The following is a 24,063-nucleotide window of genomic DNA, read 5'->3' on the forward strand; positions in this document are numbered from 1 at the left end:
AGGGGTGGTAACTTTTAAAAGATATTTGCTGATCCTGTTCGTTCTGTGTTGTAGCCAATTGCAGGCGCAAAAGGTAGGTCTCGTATTTAGTGGCGGTGGTGCTAAAGGATTGTCGCACATTGGTACGCTAAAGGCCCTTGAAGAAAACCACATTCCTATCGATTACATTACCGGCACCTCTATGGGTGGGATCGTTGGCGCCATGTATGCGGCTGGCTATAGTCCAAAACAGATTGAGGAAATAGCCCTGAGTAACGACTTTCAGAACTGGGTAAACGGACGGTACACAAGTGATTATACGTATTATTTCCAGAAAAATGCACCCAATGCCTCCATGCTTACTGCAAAAGTAGCCATTGATACGGGTTTTCATTTTAGCTTCCGTTCCAATCTGATTAATGATATTCCCTTAAATTTTGCCTTTCTGGAGCTTTTTTCACAGGCCTCAGCCGTTTCCAAAGATAATTTCGATAACCTGTTTGTTCCCTATCGCTGTATGGTTGCCGATGTGCTTTCGCAAAAAAGCATCACGGTAAGTAAAGGAAGTTTGGCTGAAGCCGTAAGGGCCACCATGACGGTACCCATTATCTACAGGCCAATTAAATTAGATGGCAAGTATGTTTTTGACGGTGGCCTTTACAATAATTTCCCGGCAGACGTAATGGAAAGAGATTTTAAGCCCGATTATATGATTGGGGCCAATGTTTCTTCCAAAACCTATAACGAATATCCTAAAAACATAGACGATCGTTTAATGAACCGCTTTCTGGTATACATGTTCCTATCTAAATCAGACTCTACCATGATCGGTAAAAACGGTGTATATATCCAGCCAGATTTAGCCTCTTACAGCGTAACCAACTTCGCTCCGGTAGCGGAGCTGATCAAAAAAGGATATGATGCCACCATGGCTGATATGCCAAGGATTAAAGCTTTGATCAGCAGAAGGGTGAGCGATGAAGAACTGGCACAGAAAAGGGAAAAATTTAATTCGAGAAAACCAGATCTCAGATTCAGCAACATCATCGTAACCGGCGTAAACAACCAGCAAAAAAGATATGTAGAAAGGCTTTTCAAAAGCGATAAAACTACTTTTAACCTGCAAGATGTTAAACGTGGGTATTACAAACTTGTTGCCGACCAAACTTTTGAAACGGTATATCCCAAAATTTCTTACCAGGCTGCAACAGACAGCTATACCTTTGAAGTAGTGGCCCAGCCCAAAAAGAGTTTTAAGCTCGAGTTGGGTGGCAATATTTCAACCAGGCCCATCAGTAACGTTTTTTTGGGTGCGCAATACAATTACCTCAACCGCAAATCTTACACTTTCGGAACCAGCTTTTACTCCGGCCGTTTTTACGAATCGGTACAAGTGAATGGACGGGTAGATTATCCAACCAGGCTCCCCCTGTTTCTTGCTGCGGAGCTAACCTATAATCACTGGAATTTTTATAATACCAGCCAGATTTTTATTGAAAACCCACATCCCACTTATATCGAACAATCAGACCGGAAGATCGATCTGATGATGGGAATGCCATTAAATTACAACACCAAAATTGTGCTCCATGCTAACTTTATCAACAATAATGACCGCTACAGCCCAAATAATACCTTTGCAGTAGGCGATTTCTTAGATCAAACTATATTTAATGGCTTCAGGGGCTCGTTAAACCTGGAAAAGAATTCGCTGAACAGAAAACAATACGCCACCAATGGTCAAAGCTTTTCGTTAAGTTTTAATTACACCACCGGTCGCGAAAATTATAATCCCGGTAACATTTTCCGGAATACCCCTGGTTTTGTGAAAATCCCTGGCAGTAGCCAGCTACGCCATTGGGCCAGTATTAAGCTTACGCAGGAGAACTATTTTTTACACCTCAACAAATATACGCTGGGTTACATTGTTGAAGGTGTAATTTCGAATCAGCCCTTATTTAGCAACTATTACGCAACGCTTTTAACCGCTCCGGCTTTTTACCCGCTGCAAGATAGCCGCTCGCTGTTCCTGGATAAATTTAGGGCGACCACCTATGCCGCTGGCGGAATAAAAAACATTTATAATGTTAAAAAAAACCTTGATTTTAGATTAGAGGGTTATTTATTTTTACCGCATAAAGAATTTGAGCTGAATAATTTCCAGGACATCAGTTATGCAAAGGCCATTACAAAATTACGTTATGCAGGTACCGCTGGTCTGGTTTATCACTCACCTCTGGGCCCGGTTAGCCTAAGTTATAATTTATATAATGATGCTATTAAAAGAAATGGCGTATTATTGCATATCGGTTATTTAATTTACAATAAACGTTCTATCGAATGAAACGAATCGTACTCTTGTTTTTGCTGTGTATAAACGGACTTTTCGGCTTTGCACAAAACGCATCAATCAATAATTTTCTGGTAAAAGAGAATTTGCTAAAAAACAGTAAACTGGCCATCATAGCAGCCGATTCTTTGAACAACCCCAACGAGAATATTAACGGAACCTATACCTTTAGTGTAAGTGGCTTTACCCAGGTATTAAAATTTAATGATGGCATAGCGGTGCTGCCTTTACCGATCGATAAATCTACTTTTGTTTATATCAAACACCAAAACGACGCCGGCACACATAGCAAACTTGTTTATGTTTATAAAAAAGATACCGATTTAAGTCCTTACACCATCAATAGTTTATGGTTATTCATCATCCCTATTTTACTGATTGTTATGGCCTTTGCCTTCCGTAAGCTCATTATATTTGTGGTAATCGTACTCCTGGTATTTGTATATTTCAACCATAGTAACGGATTAAATCTTTCTACTTTTTTCGAAAGTATTTTTGACGGCTTGAAGAATCTGGTCTGATTTCCCCGACTAAAATCGTCATTGCGAAACGGCTTCTTCAGCCGGCGAAGCAATCTTTATTGCGAGGCTTTCGAATGGTTAAGTAAGGTGTAAAAAAGAGAAGCTCATGCTCGTTTTCGTTTCAAACGAGTGTGAAAATAGCAAGTCGCTTTCAACGATTAACATTATTGTTTATCACAAAAGTTTCTATTTTTTTAGAAAAGCAGTACCTGTGGTGCTTCGGTTCCGCTAGTCCCGCCCTTTGCTTAACCCCGGTAAATCTTGGATAAATTAAATTCCGCTTAAACCGGGGTAACGCTGCCGGTCGGGTTTAGTTAACACGGGTCAATTAACGAAATATTTGTGGTGTCAGTTGTTACTAACTGACACGAAAACAATTATAATCATCACAAACTCATGCTCATGCTCCTTTCAACGAGTGTGAAAATAGCAAATCGCTTTTAACGATTGACATCATTGTTTATCGCAAAAGGTCTAATGCAATTTCTATTTTTTTTAGAAAAGCAGTACCTGTAGTCCTTCGGTACCGCCAGTCCCGCCCTTTGCTTAACCCCGGTAAATCCTGGATAAATTAAATTCCGCTTAAACCGGGGTAACGCTGCCGGTCGCCCCGCCTGCAACGGGTAGGGGTTTATTGAACCGGAGTCTGTAATGCTATCGAACTTCTCCGTGCCAATCCGTGTTTCAGTGGCTAAAAACTTAAGTGATCTGTGAGGACACAGACCACGGAATTGGTTAGTGCAGATACTAACCGCAGCACAGAGGATTTGCTCAAGCCCATTTTTATTTACTAATATTTTTAGTAAATTTGCTTTATGGAAAATCTTTTTTTAGTATGCCTGGTTCCTCCTGTTTCTATTGCAGAAGATATCGACGAAATTAGGACCTACATTGCAGATAAATTTAATGTGCGTGAATCATTAAAGCGTCCGGCACACATTACTTTATATCCTCCGGTAAAACTTTCAGGATATGGTGCAGAAGAGCGTTTTTTCAAAGCGCTGACAGATGCCTCCTTTAATCAGCCATTTACACAGGTGCTCCGAAATTTTAACTCCTTCCCCGAACATACCTTTTATTTAGATGTTGAACAAAATGAAGGATTGATGTTGCTGGAAAAACAGATAACCAAAACCTTACAACCTTTAAAACTGATCGGGAAAAAAGAAAAATTCAATCCACATTTAACTTTGGCATTCAGGGACATAAAACCCGTTTTCAAACAGATCTGCGCGGAATTTAAAGACCGCAAATTTAAACGCGAATTTGAGGTTTCATCTTTTTCTGTTTATAAGCACGTGGATAAAAGATGGCAACCCTTTAAAGAATTGCCTTTTAAAGATCCCGATACAAAACCCAAAACTTTAACGCTTTTTGGTTAATTAAAACGGCATTCCGATACCAAAATTGTATTGGATAAAACGATAGGTATCAGGCCCATGCGTGGCGTTATAAGTATTTTTAAAATCCCTTGCTCCAGATAAAAACTTGCTGATGACCCATTGATCCGAACCTGCGAACTGGGGATCTTTGAGTTTTAACCCGACATCAAACCTGAAAACAAAATATTGCACATCATATCTCAGCCCTACACCCGTACCAACGGCTAACTGTTGCGCTAATTTACTCAATCTAAATATGGTTTGCTCGTCAAGTGAAGGATTGGCAACAAGAATCGACTCGCCCTTCCTCAGGTTCCATACATTACCGATATCAACAAATGCAGCACCTTTTAAAGTCGCACCTAAAAACTTTTTCGCAACGGTAAAACGGTATTCAAAATTGGTTTCAATCCTCATGGTTCCGAGTTGGTCGAGCCCAAAAAATGCTCTCCTTAGCGTATCACTCCGTAAAAGACCTCTATCATAGTTCCCGGGCCCAATGGTTCTCGCCTGCCAGGCTCTTATCCCGCTTGATCCACCAGCAAAAAACTGCTTTTCAAAAGGTATACCGGTTAATACTGAATTTCCATAAGCATAAGCTACGCCTGCATTTAAACGCGCAATAAACTGCCGATCACCGCCTAAATGTTTATACCACCTCAAATCAACTTCAGGACGCATGTATTGGTTAAATGGCAGGCCCAGTATTTTTGCTGGATTGTTGTTTGCAGGATCACCTTTTTTCCCGATTAATCCGGATATTCCCTGCAACATATTTCCTGCAATATCCATTCCGGCCCGTAAATAAACAAAAGAACGGTATTCATTTAATTTATTTGCATTTAAGGTATAGGTATATTTCATGCCCAGTGTTAAATCTTTACGACCTAACAATGTGGAATAATAAAGGTTGTTCAATACGGTTTGCGCATCAACGTTAGGGTCTAAATAGCCAAACCGGTATTCGAAATTTAAAGGTGTAAACGAATGTAATTTAGATTTGGTTTCAAACCAATCGTAAGTAATTGAATTGATAAAGATCCTCCTTACTGAAACATCTTTTTGTAGTGCGTAGATGTAACTTGATGCAAAAGTAGTGTGTGGCATGCCATTCCCTCCCAAAACCGGATTATAGAAAGGAATCATCAACCGTGGTACGGTGATACTCGAACTGATGGAAAAATCGCGCTGATAAATATCGCTAAAGGGTTTGGCACCGTTGCCAATCCTTGATTGCAAACCACCTTTTACCTGAAGTTCAAATCGTTCGGCCCCTCTGAAAATATTGTTATTGGTATACGTATTTCCGATGGTAAAACCTACTGTACCGCCATTAAAAGGCACCTCCCCTTCCACGCGGTTACTCATCACCTTTTGTGGAATAAGCTGAATTACCGTATTTATTTTGTTTGAAGTACTATCTCTACGGTAATAATCAATCTTTACATTTTTAAAAATATTGAGTTCATACAACCGATCGTAAGTAAGGTTTTCATTTCGGATATCATAAAGATCGCCCTGTTTCAAAAAATCATACCTTACAATGGGGTTTCTGCGGTAGCGCTTGGAAAAATCGGTAAAAATGATACCGTTAATGGTGTCTTTATTGAGCTTATAACGTACCGAATCCGGGAAGCCATCCGGGTTAGGCGCAATAATCATGTGGGTATATCCAATATTGAACTGCTTATGTTCGCCGTCGTTGGGGTTGGTTACATTCAGGTTCAGGTCAATTTTATTGGTTTTTGAAGTAGGTTCGGCACCATAAACATCGAAATTAACATAGGGTCTTAAGAAATAGAAATAACCGTTTTCTTTCATGATGCGGTAAATCTGTTCCCTTTCGTACGTTAACGAATCTTCATCATACTGCATTCCGGTGTGCAGATGGCTTATTTTCGCTTTATTCGATTCGTAAAGGTTTTTAATGTTCGCATTGGGTATCGAATCGGAAATTTTATCTATAAAATAAGCAGGTCCCGGTTTTGCCGTGAACACAATTTCGGCTTTTTTATCTGCAACCTTTATCGCTGCCTTTACATCGGCCCGGCGGTAGCCCTTGCTTTTTAAAAACTTCTGTATCTGTGTTCTCGAAATCTCGACCAGCGTGCTATCCAGAATGGCGGGTGGCGTACCAAAGGGTTTGATATCGCTCGTTTTATACCGGCCATCTTTAGTATTAAACAGGTTGTATAATGGTACCTGGATACTTAGCTTAGAAGCAGGCCTGATATCTTTCTGCACATAATTGTAAGCCTGTTCTTCAAATTTAGCATCCACACTATCGATAGTTACCTTTTTCACTATCGACTGATAGTCTGCAATGTACTTAGTTGATGAGCAGGCCTGAATTAAAACAATAATAAATAGTAATATTGCAGTGCTTTTCAGTTTAATATATATTGAGTTTTGGTATGCTTTCAAAATCACAGATTAGTTTTATAAAATCGTTACATCAAAAAAAATATCGTAAAGAACATGGTTTGTTTATTGTTGAAGGTATAAAATCCATACAGGAATTTTTCCAGTCAAGCTACCAGATCCACACTATATTTTATAACAGCGAGCAATATCATTTGTTACCCAAATTGCCTGCAAATATAAACTTATTTGAAGTAAAGAACGCCGAATTAGAGAAGATTAGTACGCTGCAAACCCCACAGGGCTTTCTGGCGCTTGTTCATATTCCTAAAAACAAAGAATTGGCACTAAAAGAGCTAAAAAATCAGTTTACTTTGGTATTAGACGGCATTCAGGATCCAGGCAATATGGGCACCATTATCCGTACGGCAGATTGGTTTGGTTTTAAAAATATCATCTGTTCTCCAGACTGTGTAGAAATATTCAATCCGAAAACGGTACAGGCCACCATGGGCTCTCTGGCACGGATCAATATCCATGAAGCAGATTTGCCAGCCTTACTGGAGAACAATACCCTCCCCGTATTTGGTGCCTTATTAGATGGGGAATCCATTTACAAAACGCAATGGGGAACGGAAGGACTGGTAATTTTAGGTAATGAAGGAAAGGGCATATCGGCAGAGGTGATCAAAAAAATAAATAAGCCGGTCACTATTCCAAGAGTTGGAGCAGCCGAATCATTAAACGTGGCCGTAAGTGCAGCAATCTTTTGTGCTGAATTAGTGCGAGTTCGCAATTAAATTAGATAATTATTGAAATAATGTTTGCGCGCTAACTAATAATTGCTATTTTTGCAGCCTTGAATTTAAGGTCGAGTGGCCGAGTGGCTAGGCAGAGGTCTGCAAAACCTTCTACAGCGGTTCGAATCCGCTCTCGACCTCCATTTGTACAAATAAAATAATTAAAAAGGTTATTACCATGGCAGTTACCAGATTAAAAAGAAAAGACAGAAGAAATAAAAATACAGCTCACCAAGAGGTAGCATTTTTAAAAAGAGCAACTAACATCGAGTTAGGAAGTCGCTCTGCACAACCTAAAAACGATCAATTAGCTAAAAACAACGCTGTTTTAGCTGCTTTGGCAAAATAGTTTTTAGAAATTCTGCTAAAAAATTTAAAGCATCCTTCTGATCAAAGGATGCTTTTTTTATATCTTATATTTTATTTTTAAAACAAATTATTTAAACATGAAAACTAAAAAACGCTTATCAATTTTAGTTATTATCCTATTTAAAGCACTCGTCGTAAATGCTCAATTTTCTAAAGACAATGTAGAAACTAACCTAAACGCATTCGCAACGGTTAACGGCCAATGGTTTGCAGCTAATCCGGCAAATAATACATTTGGAGTTTCGTACTACCATGGATTAAATTTTGGCTATGACGCAAATAACTATGTAAGTATTACAAACCCTATTGCAACGAACGAACTTTATTTCGGAAGATGGTCTTATTCGTGGAAAGGCTGGAACAGGATTTGGCATTCTGGAAATCTAAACAATACTGACGCGGATTTCAATGCAAAAGCATTAAATTGCTTGAAGGCAACAATAAATACGCCAAGCAGTGCAGATCAGATTAATGCATTAAATATTGACGTGCAATCTTTTGGAACATCTCAAAACGCTGCAAGGAGTTCCTTCTTTAAAATCAGGGATATTGGAGCTGGTAATAGTACTCAATTTATCGTACGTGGAGATGGAAATGTAGGTATAGGTGTTGATAATCCTACCGTTAGGCTAGACGTAAGCGGAACAATCAGGGCAAAAGAAGTAAAAGTCTGTATCAGTCAAGGCTGCGATTTTGTTTTTAACAAAAATTACAAATTAATGCAACTTGATGAACTTGAAAAGTTTGTCACTACCAAACAACATCTTCCTGAAATTGCCTCAGAAAAAGATATGATTGATAATGGATTGGAAATGAAAGAATTTCAAATGAAACTATTGCAAAAAACGGAAGAAATGACGCTTTATATCATTAACCTTAATAAAAAAATCACGGAACAAAACCAGAAGATAAAATATCTTGAAAGAAGGTTAAAGTTCAGAAAATAATAGTCATTAATCTCGTAGCATCCTTCTGATCAAAGGATGCTTTTTTTGTTTATGGAAAGACCTTCGACAGGCTGTCAGTCACAGCATCTACTAGCTCGGTCGTCATTCCCACGTAGGCTTATCGTGTGGACACGTCTTTTAAGAATAGTTTAGACAGTTTGCTAGGCAACTTTAATAAAGCACAGATTTTGACTAAGGACGCTGTTAATCCCAAGAGCCAGGGGAAATCAAAAAAACAGTTGTAGTCCCAGGTAAATTGGCACTAACAAACCTGAAACGCAGTGCTTTTGTGTTCATAACGATGATTTAATTTTTATAAAAAAAATTGAACACAAAACGAAGTGCCGCTGTTTTTTTGATGCGTATGGGATCGTGCAAAAGGCTCATTGCTGGATTGACATAGCGCTTTGGGTACTTTGGCGCTCCAAAATGCGCAGCATTCTTGACCACAACTAAAAACAACACAAACTGCGAAAAACTACCATGCCACCGCGACATAGAGCGGCAGAAAATATTATGATTAATTGTGTCCACACGGTAGGCGCAGGCGGGAACCACGAAGTGCTCAGCGAAGCTAATCTTAAAGCGCTTGCATTAAGATTATTCATAAGTATTTTTTTTATTCAATGGTATTCATGAGCACTTCGTGATTCCCAATCAAGTTGGGAATGACGTTTTCTTAGGGATATCACTTAATAAAAATCATCTATCAATCATAACTTTTGTAACCATAAATTACCACGCAGAATAACAAAATGCGTAATTAGGACATCATACTAGCGTACACTACAAAAGAATCATTGACAGCTTTCTTTAGATTGATCGTCATTGCTAAGAGAAACGACGAAGCAATCTTTCATACAAGAGATTATTATTTAAAGATAGCCTGCATGTTGCAGGCAGGCTTCTCAGGATGACAATTTTATATTGATGATAACCTTTTAAATAAAGAATGTAAAAACCTCAAACCTTAGTTAAATAAACCCGATTTAGCGTAAAACCCGAAGGCGAGGAACGAGCCAAGGCTTTGAAGCGATAGCGGGACTGGCACAGCCAATGGAATGCTGACGTTCATTTCCAAAATGTGAAGACTAACATATTCCGGCTATGATCTAACAAACTCATCATGCTGAACTTATTTCAAAACCCGGAAATACCTCAGATAGCTATTGGATCAGGGTTAAGTCTCCTTTAAACCAGCGCTTTACAGATACTTTTGATCAACCCCGGTCCTTCGTAAATAAAACCAGTATATAACTGAATCAGACTGGCACCAGCATCCAGTTTCTCTTGCGCATCTTTGGCCGAGTGTATCCCGCCCACCCCAATGATCGGGAAAGCTTTATTCGATTTTTCTGAAAGATAACGAATGACTTCAGTAGAGCGTTCTTTAACGGGTTTCCCACTCAATCCGCCTGTTTCGGCTTTTAATTGCTGCTCTGTGGCCAGGTTTTCCCTGCTGATGGTGGTATTGGTGGCAATAATGCCTGCAATCTTCGTTTCTGCGACAATCTCTATGATATCGTCCAATTGTGCATCCGTTAAATCAGGCGCAATTTTTAATAGAATTGGACGTGAAATATCGTTTTTTCGGTTGCGCTCCTGTAAGGTATTCAGAATTTTCTTAAGGGGCTCTTTTTCCTGCAGTTCTCGCAAGCCTGGGGTATTTGGCGAACTTACATTCACCACAAAATAATCTACCACATCGAACAGACGGTCGAAACATTTAATGTAATCGCTTACCGCATCTTCATTTGGAGTTGCCTTGTTTTTACCGATATTTCCACCCACAACAATATCAGGGTGTTTATCTTTTAGCAGACGCAAACGTTCTGCCATTACATCAACCCCCTTATTGTTAAAGCCCATCCGGTTAATTAAGGCTTCATCATTAGGCAGGCGGAACATCCTCGGTTTATCGTTTCCAGGCTGTGGCATTGGGGTTACCGTACCTACTTCTATAAATCCGAAACCTAAATTACTAAGAGGCTCTACGTATTCGCCATTTTTATCGAATCCGGCAGCCAAACCAACAGGATTTCTAAATTTGATGCCAAAAACCTCTCGTTCCAGGCCTTTAATGTGCACATCAAAACTGCTACGGATAATGGTTTTGCCCAGCGGAAAATTATCATTAAACCATTTTAACCGTTTGACTACAAAATAATGTACGTTTTCAGGATCAAATTTAAAGAATATTGGTTTAATAAGGCGATACATGCCACGAAGATAAGAACTTAATGGGAAAAAGGAAAATGAGGCAGTTTTCAGTTATCAATTTTCAGTTATCAGTTACCAATAACAGGATATTAAAAATTGGCGTTATCTCGACAGAAGCAATGCGGAATGGAGAGATCTTTTCACTATGTTTAAAAGATCTCTCCACTGCGGTCGAGATGACGATTTATCTTAACCTGTCATCCAACTCCTTTGTTTTTGGCTAAAAAACTGATCTCTACTAATGACCAGTGAACTAATGGCTAATGAACAATTAAACCCCTCATCCATTTCCTTTCCATCATGCTAATATCCTGCCGTAAACTGCTCCTGGTGGTGCGTGTTATTTTCCAGCTCATCAGCAATTACAATCGCTAAATCTTCTACCGATAAAATAGAACGGCCCTCTTCATTGAAAACCGGACTGGTTTTACCTAAACGATATTTCCCGGTACGGCCGGTAGTAATGCCTGGATGCATCTCAATTGCCGGACTAAAAAACAACCAATCCAATTCTTTTTCCTGTTTCAGCGTGTTAAAATAATCCCTTACAGCCGTTGCGCCTGGCTTGATTTCAGCAGGGAAATCCGGTCCATCTACAACCTGCTGACCGTCAATCTGCAAGGTACCTGCTCCACCAATAAAAATGTAACGTTTAACACCTGATGTTTTTACTGCCGCCTGAATAGCATTTGCGCCTTCGATAGTATCGTTATATAAATTGGGGTTGGTCCACCCTGCGTTAAAAGCACTTACTACGGCATCAGCACCCGCTAAAACTGCTGCTAATTTTTCAGTATCCAAAACATCTGCTGCTACCTTACTTACCTTTTCATCGCGGCTTTCAATTTTTGCCGTATCGCGTGCAATGGCAATCACTTCGTTTCCACGGTTTACCAGTTCGTTTAAAATCGCTTTGCCTACAAATCCGGAGGCGCCTATTAATGCTACTTTCATGTGATTTAATTTTTAGTTTATGTATTATTATAAATTGTAATGTTTTTTATTACAGTTATATGCAAAAAAAATTATTCAAACCTGGCCGCAAAATCTGCCAATGTCTGTTTCGATAAATTTGCGATCAGCGCATGCTCTGCGTCGCTGTACAGCGTATCTAAATGCTGGTTAATCTGCCTGCCGACCGGACATTTAGGATTCGGTTCATTTTTATGCTGGCCCAACAACATATTGCCACTTCTAACCGATTGATAGACTTCGCCCAGGTTAATATCTTTGGCATTTTTAGCCAGAAATGAGCCTCCCCCCTTACCTTCTTTACTCTCCACAAAACCATGTTTACGCAGATTCATAATTTCTTTACGTACTAAAACAGGGTTGACATTGATGCTACCTGCCAGGTATGCAGAACTCACCACATTGCCGTTCGCCTCATTTAATAAGGTTAAAATGTGTAAGGCAATCGGAAACCTGCTTGTGCTCATCTGTAATTATTTTTATTACAGTACAAAGGTAAGAAGGTTTTATAGAAATCAAATTTTATTTTTCAATTCCACAACAATTGCCTCTTCACTTCCCTACCGTTGACTGATTTTAAAAATCTCCGTCATTTCGACTGTAGCGCAGTCCCGAACGTTCGGGAGAGAAATTTTTGAACTATGTAAAAAGATTTCTCCACTGCGGTCGAAACGACGACTTTTCGCGGCTTATCATTTTGCTAGGATTCTTCTGTCACTGATATTGATCAGAATAACAGTTTTCCCTATTTGACTTTGTACCTGAAAAAAGCCTTTAAAATTCGTACTTTTGCAGCCGAAATGATTTCAATAAATAATTTAACTTTCCTGATTGGCTCAAGGGCCTTATACGATGACGCAAACTGGCACATCAAACCTGGCGACAGAGCTGGTTTAATTGGTGCCAATGGAACAGGAAAATCAACACTTTTAAAAATAATTGTAGGCGAGTACGCACCAAGTTCGGGTACGGTTTCCATGTCTAAAGACCTGAAAATTGGCTACTTAAACCAGGATTTACTTTCTTACGAATCGCATCATAGCATTTTGCACGTGGCCATGGAAGCTTTCGAGCGCCAGAACCAGTTGCATGATGAAATTGAAGAACTGCTAAAAAAAATCGAAACAGATTACAGCGAAGAGGTTTTATTTAAATTAAGCGATAAACAGCAGGAGTTTGAAGCTTTAGACGGTTATAACATAGAATATAGGGCAAACGAAATTCTGGCTGGTTTAGGTTTTAGTCCGGCAGATCAGCTAAGGCCGCTAAATACCTTTTCTGGGGGATGGCGGATGCGGGTAATGCTCGCGAAAATCTTGTTGCAAACACCAGATATCCTATTACTGGATGAGCCGACCAACCACATGGACTTACCTTCCATTAAGTGGCTGGAAAACTATTTAATGAGTTTTGAAGGTGCCATTGTAATTGTATCTCACGATAGATATTTCCTGGATAAGATTGTAAACCGTACTGTCGAATCGCGCAAAGGTAAATTAACCGTTTATGCCGGCAACTACAGCTTCTATGTGGAAGAAAAAGCCTTGCGTGGAGAAATCCAGAAAGGAGAGTTTAAGAATCAACAGGCCAAAATTAAACAGGAAGAACGTTTAATTGAGCGTTTTAAAGCAAAAGCGAGCAAGGCTAAAATGGCCCAATCACGCATGAAAGCTTTAGACAGGATGGAGCGTATTGATGATGTGGATGATGACAACCCAACTGTAAATTTTGCTTTCAAATTCTCCAAACCATCGGGCAGACATGTGGTACGGATAGAGCATGCCCATAAAAGTTATCCAAATGTGCATATTTTAGATGACGCAGAAGGAGTAATCGAAAAAGGTGATAAAATTGCCCTGATCGGTGCAAACGGAAAAGGTAAATCGACTTTATTAAGAATGATTGCCGGAACCGAAAAATTTGAAGGCATATGCGAAACCGGGCATAATGTGACCACCACTTTCTTCGCACAGCACCAGCTGGAGTCGCTGCATTTGGAGAACTCTATTTTGGAAGAGTTACAGGCATTTGCGCCCAAACATACCGATACCGAATTGCGCAGTATTTTAGGCTGTTTCTTATTTACAGGTGATGATGTTTTCAAAAAGATCAAAGTGCTTTCCGGAGGAGAAAAATCACGTGTAGCCCTGGCTAAATCGTTAACTACAGATTCAAATTTCCTGATTCTGGATGAGCCAACCAACCACCTGGATATCCAATCGGTAAATATCCTGATCCAGGCCTTACAACAATTTGAAGGTACTTTCATTACCGTATCCCACGATCGGTATTTCTTAGATAATGTAGCCAATAAGATCTGGTTTATCGAAAACGGAAAAATTAAACAATACCCTGGTACTTATGCCGAATACGAAGAATGGAACAGCAAAAGGGTAATCCCGGCAGCTAAACCTATTCCGGTTAAAATGCCTGAAAAACAAAAAGAACAGCCAAAACCGGTTACACCCAACACGGCCAACCAGTTAAAAAAACTGAATGACGAACTGCAAAAAACAGAAAAACTGATTACCGAACTGGAGCAAAACGTAAAAAGCATTGAAGCAGAACTGGCGAATGAAAATGTTTATGGCAATGCAGAAAAACTGGCTGAAGCCAACAAACGTTATCTGGCCACTAAACAAGATTTAGATAACAGCCAAAATAAATGGGAAAGTTTAGCTGCTGAAATTATGGAGCTGGAAGGTTAGTTTTAAACACAGATTTATTTAGATATACGCCGTTCTGATGTAAAATCGGGACGGCTTTTTTGTTTATTTTCTGCCACGAAAGCACAGAAACACGGAGAGCGTTTTTTCTGTCATGCTGAGGCACGAAGCATCTGCAACCTACAAAAAGATGCTTCATGCCTACAATCACTTTATTTCATAATTACTTATTAATGAATGACTTGTGAAACTACAGCATTTCCATCCAGCTAAGCCTTAGCACAGCATCACCGTTCTACTTAAATCCGGCCTAACAAATTTTTCGGGCTCCACTGACCAAGTCATCCCACTGGCTTTGAAAGAAAATTTTTCAGCCGGCGTTTTTTGGTTCTTTTTGACGCCAAAAAGAAGGAGCCAATCGGCGGCGGCGAGCCGAGGCAAGCCCGTGGTAAGGAAAAAACGTCATTTATATTGAGTTTTATAAAATAAATTATCCCCCAGCATGACAGCATATTCAAGGTTGCTGCAAACCAGAAAAACACTGTATTATTCGCAATTATTCCTTCTTAAAAAGATCCCTCCACTACGGTCGGGATGACGACACCTCGAAGAATTTTCCGTGTTAATCCGTGTTTCCGTGGCTTAATTTCAAAAAAAACAATTCGTGTCAGATAGTAATATCTGACACCACGATAAAATCCCTCTACCGACGCATCAAAAAACTTCCGTGTCAATCCTTATTTCCCTAATAACCATCCAAAATTCGGTTTTGTCACTTCCCGATAAAACTTTACTTTTATCCATGCACAAAATACTATTTACGGTTTTATTTTTCATCTCTACATTCGCTTTTGCACAAAACGCTAACAGATTTACCAACGAGAACAAAATTTATCTCCCCAATATTAAAACTGTGCTTTGCTATAACAGCAATAAAGAGCAGAGTTTACCGGTAATCATGCTCAATTCGTCAGAAACCATCACTTTTTCTTTTGATGATCTACTTGCAGGCACACAAAATTACTGGTATACCATTGAACATTGTACGGCAGAATGGGAAACTTCCAAAATTTCGAGCATCGATTATTTAGGCAGTTTTAACGACGACCGCATCATCAATTACCGCTATTCATCCAACACGGCAAGAAAATATACACATTATGAAATCAGCTTACCCAACGCCCAAATTCAGCCTAAAATTGGCGGAAACTATGTGTTAAAAGTTTATTTAGATGGCGACAAAAACAAACCGGTTATTTCGCAGCGCTTTTACATCCTCGATAGTCAGCTGGCTGTTGCGGCAGAAATAACGAATTCGATGCAGGTGGAGAACCGGAATTATAAACAGAAAATCAACTTTACCATTAACCATACTTTTCCCATCCCTAACCCCTATCAGGATATAAAAGCGGTGGTGATGCAGAATTTTAATGCCAATACCACCCAGGTGAACACCAAACCCGCCTTTGTACGGCCAAATCAATTGGTTTATAACGACCTCAATACGAATGATTTTTGGGGTGATAATGAGTTTAGAAAGTTTGATACCAGAAGTTTACGCTACAAAGCAGATAATGTAAAAGATATTTATCGCGATAATGAATCTGTAAATGTGTTGCTTTTTCAGGATGCACCCCGAACAGTTGGAGCTTTTGCCAACCAGTTCGATGAAAACGGAAACTTTTTTATCCGCAATACCGACGGGCGCGATGATAAAACAGAAGCAGAATACATGAGTATTTTATTCACCTTAAATGCGCCTGCACCTGGCCCTAATGGTGATGCTTATGTAGTTGGCCGGTTTAACAATTATACCATGAGCAATGAAAATAAATTGCTTTACGACGCCAACCGGAAACAATTTTACGGCAATATAATCCTTAAACAAGGCTTATACGATTACGAGTATGCCTTTTATAACAATGATACCAAAACACTGGAGACCAAACCTTTCGAGGGTGCATTTTTCCAGACCGAAAACAGTTATCAGATTTTGGTTTATTACCGCCGTCCGGGGGCACGCTGGGATACGCTGGTTGGTTTTACCAATTTAAGCAATAAAGTTTCAGACAGAAGGTAAGTGTGCTTGCAATGATAAGGCGTCAAATGCAAAAAATATAAGTTTAAATCCTGAAACAAGTTACCTTTCACAGACTCAAAAAAAATCGTCATTGCGAGGAGGAACGACGAAGCAATCTATCATGCTGATGATCCTGGCTGAAAAGATTGCTTCGTCGGCTGAAAAAGCCTTCTCGCAATGACGATTTAACGCGAAGGTATACAGGTTGGATCTTACCCTCACTCATATTGATTTATATACCATAAATCACCCCTCAGAATTGACATTGGTTTTAATTGTCAAATTGACCTTTAAATAACTATACTTACCTTTATTGTTACATAAAATTTCTTTGTTTTAAATGTGGTTATTTACTTTAGTGTTTCAGAAAGTTACCAGATAAACACTAGCAGATCAATCGTATCTAACCAAAAATTATGTTTAAAAAGTTAATTGCCGTAGCATTAATAACCTATCCCTGTGCGCAGGTTTTAGCACAAACCACCAACGAATCGTACACACAATCCATTAATGGAACCAAATTAAAATTCGATATGCAGGCTATACCGGCGGGCAAATTTAAAATGGGCAGTAAAACAGGGAAACCAGATGAGCAACCCGTTCATGAGGTTAAACTCGATGCTTTCTGGATCGGAAGACATGAAGTAACCTGGGATATTTTTGAACCTTTCCTCTACCGCGATTATGAAAAACAAGCCAGTACAAGCGCTATTCCTGCTGAAGTAGATGCCGTTACCAGACCCACAAAACCCTATCTCGATATGACTTTTGGTATGGGTAAAGCGAACCAGCCAGCAGTAGCCATGACCCAATATAACGCCATCCAGTTTTGTAAATGGCTTTATATGCGTACAGGTGTTTTTTATCGTTTGCCAACAGAAGCGGAATGGGAATATGCCTGTAAAGCGGGAACGGATAGCAATTATTCTTTCGGCAATGATGCAGCAAGACTGGGTGATTATGCCTGGTATAAAGATAACAGCGACAACAAGACACACCAGGTTGGCCAAAAAAAACCAAATCCATGGGGTTTATTTGATATGTACGGAAACGTGAGCGAATGGACTTACGACCAATACTTTCCTGATTTCTACAGTAAAAGCAAAGATAAAACAGTAGAAAACCCGGTGGCCATACCCGAAAAACTATATCCAAATGTAGTTCGCGGTGGTTCTTATGACGAAACACCAAACAATTTAACCTCTACAGCCAGATTAGCTTCTGATCCATCATGGAAACAATTAGATCCGCAGATTCCGAAAAGTAACTGGTGGTTCCCTGAAGCGCCTTTTGTTGGGATGCGCCTGGTACGCCCGGTAAAAACACCCTCAAAAGCTGATATAGATGCCTATTATAACAAACAACCTATAAAAGACTTTTAACCCTACACTATCTAACCAAAATAAAAAACTAAACACATGAAAAAACCAATCAACCAACAAGATCGTCGCGATTTTTTAAAAGCAACCGCCATGCTGGCCGGCGGCGCCATGATCAGCAGTATTCCCCTGGCCGGTGCATATGCATCTGGATCAGACACCATTAAAATTGCCTTAATAGGCTGTGGCGATCGCGGTACCGGAGCAGCTTTCCAGGCGTTAAGCACTAAATTTAATCTGAAACTGGTGGCCATGGCCGATGCTTTTCAGGATCGCTTAGATAGCAGTTACCAGTCTTTAAGTTCGAAATTTGCGGCTAAAATGGATGTTCCGAAAGAACGCCAGTTTGTTGGCTTCGATGCTTATCTAAAAGCCATTCCATTAGCCGATGTAGTGCTGTTAACCACGCCTCCTGGCTTCCGCCCTATCCATTTCGAAGAAGCGGTTAAACAGAATAAACAAATTTTTATGGAAAAACCTGTTGCGGTAGATGCACCAGGCATTAGAAAAGTATTGGCCGCAGCCGAAGAAGCGAAAAAGAAAAAATTAAACGTAGTTGTTGGTTTACAGCGCCGCTACCAGACCAACTACCGCGAATCGATGAAACGCATTAACGATGGTGCCATTGGCGATATCATGTCGGGCCAGGTATATTGGAACAGCGGTGGCGTTTGGGTACGTCCGCGTATAGCAAACCAAACCGAAATGGAATACCAAATGAGAAACTGGTATTATTTCAACTGGTTATGCGGCGATCATATTGTGGAGCAACATGTGCATAATATCGATATAGCCAACTGGATTAAAAACGGACATCCGGTTTCGGTACAGGGAACAGGTAGCCGTGCCTGGAGAACAGGAAAAGACTATGGAGAAATTTATGATAACCACTCTATCGAATTAACCTATGCCGATGGTGCAGTAATCAATAGCCAGTGTCGGCATTTCGAAGGGATCAGTAACCGTGTGGATGAAACTTTTCAGGGTACAAAAGGCAAAATTTATCTTTCAGGCAGTAACCAGGCCATTATGAAAGATTACAGTGGCAAAGAATTGTATAACCACAATACCAAAGGAAACGCAAACCCCTACCAAACAGAGCATGATGAACTTTTCGATGCGGTTTCTAAAGGAGAATATAAATTCAGTAACGTCGATTATGCTGCAACCAGTACATTTTCGTCTATTATTGGCCGTTATGCTACTTATTCTGGTCAGACCATTAAGTGGGATGAGGCTTTAGCTTCGAACATCAGTTTAATGCCAGATCGTTTTGCATGGGATGCTAATCCAAAGTTAATGCCTGATGAAAAAGGATTATACCCTATCGCTATACCCGGACAAACCAAGGTGATCTAAAACTAAATGGATGCGTTATAGGTTTTTGCTTTTTATCTTACCATTAATCTTTGCTTTCTCCCTGAAAAAAGAGTTAAAGCAGTATAAAATTAATGGTTTTGCACAGGGAACCGATTATGCCATTATGTACTATGCTACTGATAGTGTAGCCACTAAAGCGGGCATAGATAGCTTATTAAACGAAATTGATTTATCGATGTCGCTTTACAAAAAGGGATCATTGATAAATCAATTCAATACGGCCGGAAAAGAAATTAAAACTGATCGTTTCATGAACGACGTGCTGAAAAGAAGTTTCGAGATCAATCAGGATACAAAAGGTATTTTTGATATTACCGTAGCCCCTTTGGTACAAGCCTGGGGTTTTGGGCCGAAAGAAGCTAAAAAAGAACCAGATCCGGCAATCATTAAATCGATATTGGTCTGTGTAGGCATGAAAAACCTAAAACTGAAGAATGGATTATTAAGCAAACTTAAGCCTTGTATACAGATCGATTTAAATGGAATTGCACAAGGTTATAGCGTCGATTTAATTGCCGCCTATCTCGAAAAAAAAGGAATCAAGCAGTATGTAGCCGAACTGGGCGGCGAAATCCGGATTTCAGGACCTAAACCCAGTGGCGAAACCATGAAAATTGGCATCGAAGGTCCGGATAAGGATGGAACCCCGGTAATCAGGCATATCGCTGCAATCAATTCGGGCGCCATTACCACTTCTGGCAACTACCGGAAATTTCATCAAAGCGGAAAGAAAAAAATTTCACACCTGATAGACCCTAAAACGGGTTACCCTTTAGATAATGAAATGATCAGCGTAACGGTTTACGCCAATGATGCTATTACCGCCGATGGATATGACAACGCCTTAATGGCGATGCACCTCAAAGATGCCATGGCGTTTGTAGAAAGCAGAAAAAACCTCGAAGCTTATTTTGTATACCACCAAAAAGATGGTAAAGTAGCTGATACGCTGACTACAGGATTCAAAAAATTAATTACACACTAATATCTGTTAAAACTAAACCGATGAAAAGAAGTGAGTTTATAAGAAATAGCCTGTTAACTGCGGGAGCAATAACAACGGGAGCAGGATTGACCAATACTTTTGCTGCCGAAAAAACAAATGATATATTAAGCGATAAAACTTTCAACCTCGATTATGCACCGCACCAGGGCATGTTCCAAAATCATGCAGGCAAAAGCTTTTTAGATCAGATCCAGTTTATGTACGATAAAGGTTTCCGCTCTATTGAAGATAACGGTTATCTGGGCCGCTCTGTTGAAGAACAGGAGAAAATCGGCAATTTACTGGCGAAACTCGGTATGCGCATGGGTGTTTTCGTGGTAGATGGCGGCGATAACTGGAAAACTTCTTTAACTACAGGCAAAAAGGAGTTTAAAGATAAATTTGTGGAAACCTGCAAAAAATCAGTAGAAGCTGCCAAACGCTGTAATGCCAAATGGCTTACCGTAGTGCCTGGGTTTTATGAGCGCAACTTACCTTATGGCAATCAGTTTGCCAATGTAATTGATGCCATGCATGCAGGTGCTGAGATTTTTGAACCCCACGGTTTAATTATGGTTTTAGAAACTTTGAGCGATACCCCTGAGCTTTTCCTGCAAAAAACAAATGAAACCTATGCCGTGTGTAAAGCGGTTAAAAGTCCTTCGTGCAAAATTCTTTATGATATTTACCACATGCAACGCACGGAAGGCGACTTAATTAAAACCATCGATCGCTGCTGGGACGAAATTGCCTACATCCAGATTGGTGATAATCCAGGCCGCAAAGAGCCTACAACTGGAGAAATCAATTATAAAAACCTGTTTAAACATCTGTATAGCAAAGGTTATAAAGGTGTGATGGGTATGGAGCACGGCAACTCAAAAGGCGGAAAAGAAGGTGAACTAGCTGTTATTTCAGCTTACAGGGCTGAGGATAATTTTTTGTAGTATCGACGTCTCGTCATTGCGAGGCACGAAGCAATCTTAATGCGCTGGCTACTAGCGACCGTTGTAAGATTGCTTCGCAATGACGATTTATCTCTTTCGGTACTCTTTAAGAACCTTTTAAAAAATCTGTTATTCTGAACGCAGTGAAGAATCCTTAACATAAAAGTTGCAGTTTAGACACTTTAACAGGGCCTATTACACTAAAGTCTGTCTAATAAAGATCCTTCGCTGTGCTCAGGATGACAAATAACTATTCCTCGCCTTGCTGTGTCTCCACAGACCACACAAACCTATCCTACCCTACCTTCAACACCCACACCGAAACACTGCCCCCATTGCAGTGAAACTCTGCCCAGCCGTTTTCGTCAATAATCACCTCCTGCTCGCGATAGCCCAAAGCATCAACAAAGGTTTTACCGGCAAAGTGTTTACCAATTTCCATTTCTTTAAAGCCTTCCTCTCCCGTACTCAACAATACGGCCAAGCCACTATTTTCATGTTCCTCATCACCGGCACGGGTCCATCCTACACAAATGCCATGGTCAAAATAATCACGTTGCTCGCCGTAGGCTAGGGTTGTACGGATTTTGCTCATGGTTTCTACCGCAGGGATGGCCGCCAGCTCAACATGCACCTCTTCACCTTCCTTATCTTTATCATCATAAATCCCTCCATACAGATCAGGGAAAAACAAGCAAGGAATGCCCTGCATGCGCAACAGGATCATGGCATAAGCTAAGGGCCTGAACCAAAAATCGACATAAGATTCCAGCGCCTGTAAAGGTTGTGAATCATGATTATCAACAAAGGTTACCGCTAACTCAGGCTTAACCTGCACTAGGGTCCCGTCAAAGATCGTCCGCATATCAAATTCCTCGTTTTTACTGGCCAGGAAAAAATTATGGTGTAAAAGCGAATCGAATATTTGGGTCCGCCCACCGGTAATTTCAATATAGTTCAGTTGTCCTGCTACATCTTCCACATTCCAATCCTCAGCCACAATAAAAAACTCGCGGTTATATTTTTGATTCAGATGATCAATCCACTCTACAATAAAATCAGGATTGATGTGTTTAACGGCATCTAACCTGAAGCCATCTACTTTAGTGGTTTCCACGATCCATTCCCCCCAATATTTTAATTCTTCAACTACGGCCCGGTTACGAAAATCGATATCGTTGTACATCAGGTAGTCGTAATTGCCAAATTCGGTAGAGGGAACCTCTTCAAAACCTTCACCCAAATAATTCTGGATCGAATAAATGGCCGTTTGTTTAATGTCCTCTGCCCAATCTACCCCGCTAAAACATTCATGATTCCATATAAACTCAGAATATTTGCCCTGTCGGCCAGGGAAAGTAAATTTCGTCCAGGCCTCTATTTCAAAAACATCGCTGGTAAATTCATTTCTATCCTCAGGATTTACCGTTCTCACCGCTATTTTCTCCAGTTCATCGCCACCTGCCTTATGGTTAAACACGACGTCGGCCAGGGCGCCAATCCCATGCTCATGTAAGGCTTCAATCGCTTTGATATATTCGTCTTTCGAACCATATTTGGTATTTACACTTCCTTTCTGATCAAATTCACCCAGATCAAAAAGATCATAAACGGAGTAACCCACATCGTAGGTAGCATTATTCGATTTATAAGCCGGCGGCAACCACAGCGCAGTTACACCAATTTCTTTTAGGTGACCCGCTTCGGTAGCTACTTTAGTCCACAAATTTTGTTCTTCGTTATAATACCAATGGAAAAATTGGATAAGCGTTTGATTTTGCATTAATTGAGATTTTTTTTTAAGAATAACATGATAGGAGATGAATTGTTTTTTAAACAACATCCATTACTAGCGCAAGTCTTAGTGCCCAGGCCAGCGCGTTGGATGACTTGTAATTTTGATATCTTTTTCCCGCTGATCTGGCATATCAACAGCAGAGACAAACAGTCAACCTGCGAAAATCTATTAAATCTGCGGAAACATAATCTCGTCATTGCGAACTGAAGAAAGGGCTTTGCGTTTGAGTGAAGCAATCTTTTTAACAATAAATTACAGAACAGCGTGCGTCCGATTGCTCATCTCCCGCTGATTTCGCAGATCACTGCAGAGACAAACAGTCAATTTTCGAAAATCTATTAAATCTGCGGAAACATAATCTCGTCATTGCGAACTGAAGAAAGGGCTTTGCGTTTGAGTGAAGCAATCTTTTTAACAATAAATTACAGAACAGCGTGCGTCCGATTGCTCATCTCCCGCTGATTTCGCAGATCACTGCAGAGACAAACAGTCAATTTTCGAAAATACATTAAATCTGCGGAAAGATAATTTCGTCATTGCGAACTGAAGAAAGGGCATTGTGTTGGAGTGAAGCAATCTTTTTGACAATAAATTACAGAATAGATGGATTAGACTAGCTCACCTCCCGCTAATTTCGAAAATCACTGCAGAAAACAAAATAACTTACAAGAATACTTCTCCCGCTCTATGCCGCGGAGGCATGGTAGTTTTTCGCAGTTTGTGTTGTTTTTAGTTGTGCTCAAGAATGCTGCGCATTTTGACGCGCCAAAGTACCCAAAGCGCTTTGTCATCCGATAACTCCTAAAATCCGCATGTCTGTCGTAATCTAAATATTACTAATTTATAAAGATGAATATCACCTGATTTTATTCGCCGATAATTATATTTTTAGCCTCAATTTCATTTTTGATTTGAATTTTCGAACAG

The 24,063-nt window shown here is 40.0% G+C and carries 17 protein-coding genes and 1 tRNA gene; 13 read left to right on the plus strand and 5 right to left on the minus strand.

The features are described from left to right. The first annotated feature begins 25 nt into the window (after positions 1-25). From ACFE6N_RS20875 to ACFE6N_RS20885, 3 genes are all read left to right on the plus strand, one after another. Positions 26-2,323: a patatin-like phospholipase family protein gene (locus tag ACFE6N_RS20875; RefSeq protein ID WP_378939707.1), complete on the plus strand. Its 2,298-nt coding sequence runs from the start codon at positions 26-28 to the stop codon at positions 2,321-2,323. Then, on the plus strand, positions 2,320-2,850 hold the full coding sequence (locus ACFE6N_RS20880) for a hypothetical protein (RefSeq protein WP_293744486.1): 531 nt from the start codon (positions 2,320-2,322) through the stop codon (positions 2,848-2,850). The genes ACFE6N_RS20875 and ACFE6N_RS20880 overlap by 4 nt, the downstream gene beginning before the upstream one ends. Before the next feature lie 815 nt (positions 2,851-3,665). Then, positions 3,666-4,232, plus strand: coding sequence for a 2'-5' RNA ligase family protein (locus ACFE6N_RS20885; RefSeq protein WP_378939709.1), 567 nt, complete (start codon positions 3,666-3,668; stop codon positions 4,230-4,232). Here ACFE6N_RS20885 and ACFE6N_RS20890 read toward each other — a convergent pair whose 3' ends face one another. Continuing rightward, positions 4,233-6,656, minus strand: coding sequence for a BamA/TamA family outer membrane protein (locus ACFE6N_RS20890; protein ID WP_378939711.1), 2,424 nt, complete (start codon positions 6,654-6,656; stop codon positions 4,233-4,235). It abuts the gene before it with no gap. On the opposite strand from ACFE6N_RS20890, the gene ACFE6N_RS20895 reads away from it, so the two are divergent. From ACFE6N_RS20895 to ACFE6N_RS20910, 4 genes are all read left to right on the plus strand, one after another. Further along, entirely contained in the window at positions 6,647-7,393 is a 747-nt protein-coding gene (locus ACFE6N_RS20895) for a TrmH family RNA methyltransferase (RefSeq protein ID WP_378939713.1), read from the plus strand. The genes ACFE6N_RS20890 and ACFE6N_RS20895 overlap by 10 nt on opposite strands. Before the next feature lie 69 nt (positions 7,394-7,462). Then, positions 7,463-7,536: transfer RNA gene (locus tag ACFE6N_RS20900), tRNA-Cys, on the plus strand. A 35-nt stretch (positions 7,537-7,571) separates the two neighbouring features. Further along, a complete protein-coding gene (locus ACFE6N_RS20905; RefSeq protein ID WP_029275070.1) occupies positions 7,572-7,742 on the plus strand; it encodes a hypothetical protein in 171 nt (56 codons plus the stop codon). Between the two features lie 97 nt (positions 7,743-7,839). Beyond that, positions 7,840-8,709: a hypothetical protein gene (locus ACFE6N_RS20910; protein WP_378939715.1), complete on the plus strand. Its 870-nt coding sequence runs from the start codon at positions 7,840-7,842 to the stop codon at positions 8,707-8,709. 1,191 nt (positions 8,710-9,900) lie between these two features. Here ACFE6N_RS20910 and ACFE6N_RS20915 read toward each other — a convergent pair. From ACFE6N_RS20915 to ACFE6N_RS20925, 3 genes are all read right to left on the minus strand, one after another. After that, positions 9,901-10,929, minus strand: a complete 1,029-nt coding sequence (locus ACFE6N_RS20915; protein ID WP_378939717.1) for a quinone-dependent dihydroorotate dehydrogenase — start codon at positions 10,927-10,929, stop codon at positions 9,901-9,903. Positions 10,930-11,232: 303 nt separating this feature from the next. After that, positions 11,233-11,883 (minus strand): NAD(P)-dependent oxidoreductase, encoded by a 651-nt coding sequence (locus ACFE6N_RS20920; RefSeq protein ID WP_378939719.1) that lies wholly within the window; start codon positions 11,881-11,883, stop codon positions 11,233-11,235. A 71-nt stretch (positions 11,884-11,954) separates the two neighbouring features. Then, positions 11,955-12,368 carry an Rrf2 family transcriptional regulator gene (locus tag ACFE6N_RS20925; protein ID WP_378939721.1) on the minus strand — a complete coding sequence of 138 codons (414 nt, stop codon included), beginning with the start codon at positions 12,366-12,368 and terminating at the stop codon, positions 11,955-11,957. A 333-nt stretch (positions 12,369-12,701) separates the two neighbouring features. On the opposite strand from ACFE6N_RS20925, the gene ACFE6N_RS20930 reads away from it, so the two are divergent. The 6 genes from ACFE6N_RS20930 to ACFE6N_RS20955 all read left to right on the plus strand — a co-directional run bounded on the left by ACFE6N_RS20930 (position 12,702) and on the right by ACFE6N_RS20955 (position 21,338). Next, positions 12,702-14,609, plus strand: a complete 1,908-nt coding sequence (locus ACFE6N_RS20930; protein WP_378939723.1) for an ABC-F family ATP-binding cassette domain-containing protein — start codon at positions 12,702-12,704, stop codon at positions 14,607-14,609. 760 nt (positions 14,610-15,369) lie between these two features. Further along, a complete protein-coding gene (locus ACFE6N_RS20935; protein ID WP_378939725.1) occupies positions 15,370-16,647 on the plus strand; it encodes a DUF5103 domain-containing protein in 1,278 nt (425 codons plus the stop codon). Positions 16,648-17,063: 416 nt separating this feature from the next. Continuing rightward, the gene (locus ACFE6N_RS20940) at positions 17,064-18,029 is read left to right on the plus strand and encodes a formylglycine-generating enzyme family protein (RefSeq protein WP_378939727.1); all 966 of its coding nucleotides are present in this window, start codon (positions 17,064-17,066) and stop codon (positions 18,027-18,029) included. 36 nt (positions 18,030-18,065) lie between these two features. After that, positions 18,066-19,385, plus strand: coding sequence for a Gfo/Idh/MocA family oxidoreductase (locus ACFE6N_RS20945; protein ID WP_378939729.1), 1,320 nt, complete (start codon positions 18,066-18,068; stop codon positions 19,383-19,385). Positions 19,386-19,395: 10 nt separating this feature from the next. Beyond that, on the plus strand, positions 19,396-20,391 hold the full coding sequence (locus ACFE6N_RS20950) for an FAD:protein FMN transferase (protein WP_378939731.1): 996 nt from the start codon (positions 19,396-19,398) through the stop codon (positions 20,389-20,391). 20 nt (positions 20,392-20,411) lie between these two features. Then, a complete protein-coding gene (locus ACFE6N_RS20955; RefSeq protein ID WP_378939733.1) occupies positions 20,412-21,338 on the plus strand; it encodes a hydroxypyruvate isomerase family protein in 927 nt (308 codons plus the stop codon). Between the two features lie 295 nt (positions 21,339-21,633). Here ACFE6N_RS20955 and ACFE6N_RS20960 read toward each other — a convergent pair whose 3' ends face one another. Next, positions 21,634-23,121 (minus strand): alpha-amylase, encoded by a 1,488-nt coding sequence (locus tag ACFE6N_RS20960; RefSeq protein ID WP_378939735.1) that lies wholly within the window; start codon positions 23,119-23,121, stop codon positions 21,634-21,636. Positions 23,122-24,063 lie beyond the last annotated feature (942 nt).

The sequence above is a fragment of the Pedobacter sp. BG31 genome (assembly GCF_042464845.1).
Classification (GTDB): Bacteria; Bacteroidota; Bacteroidia; order Sphingobacteriales; family Sphingobacteriaceae; genus Pedobacter; species Pedobacter suwonensis.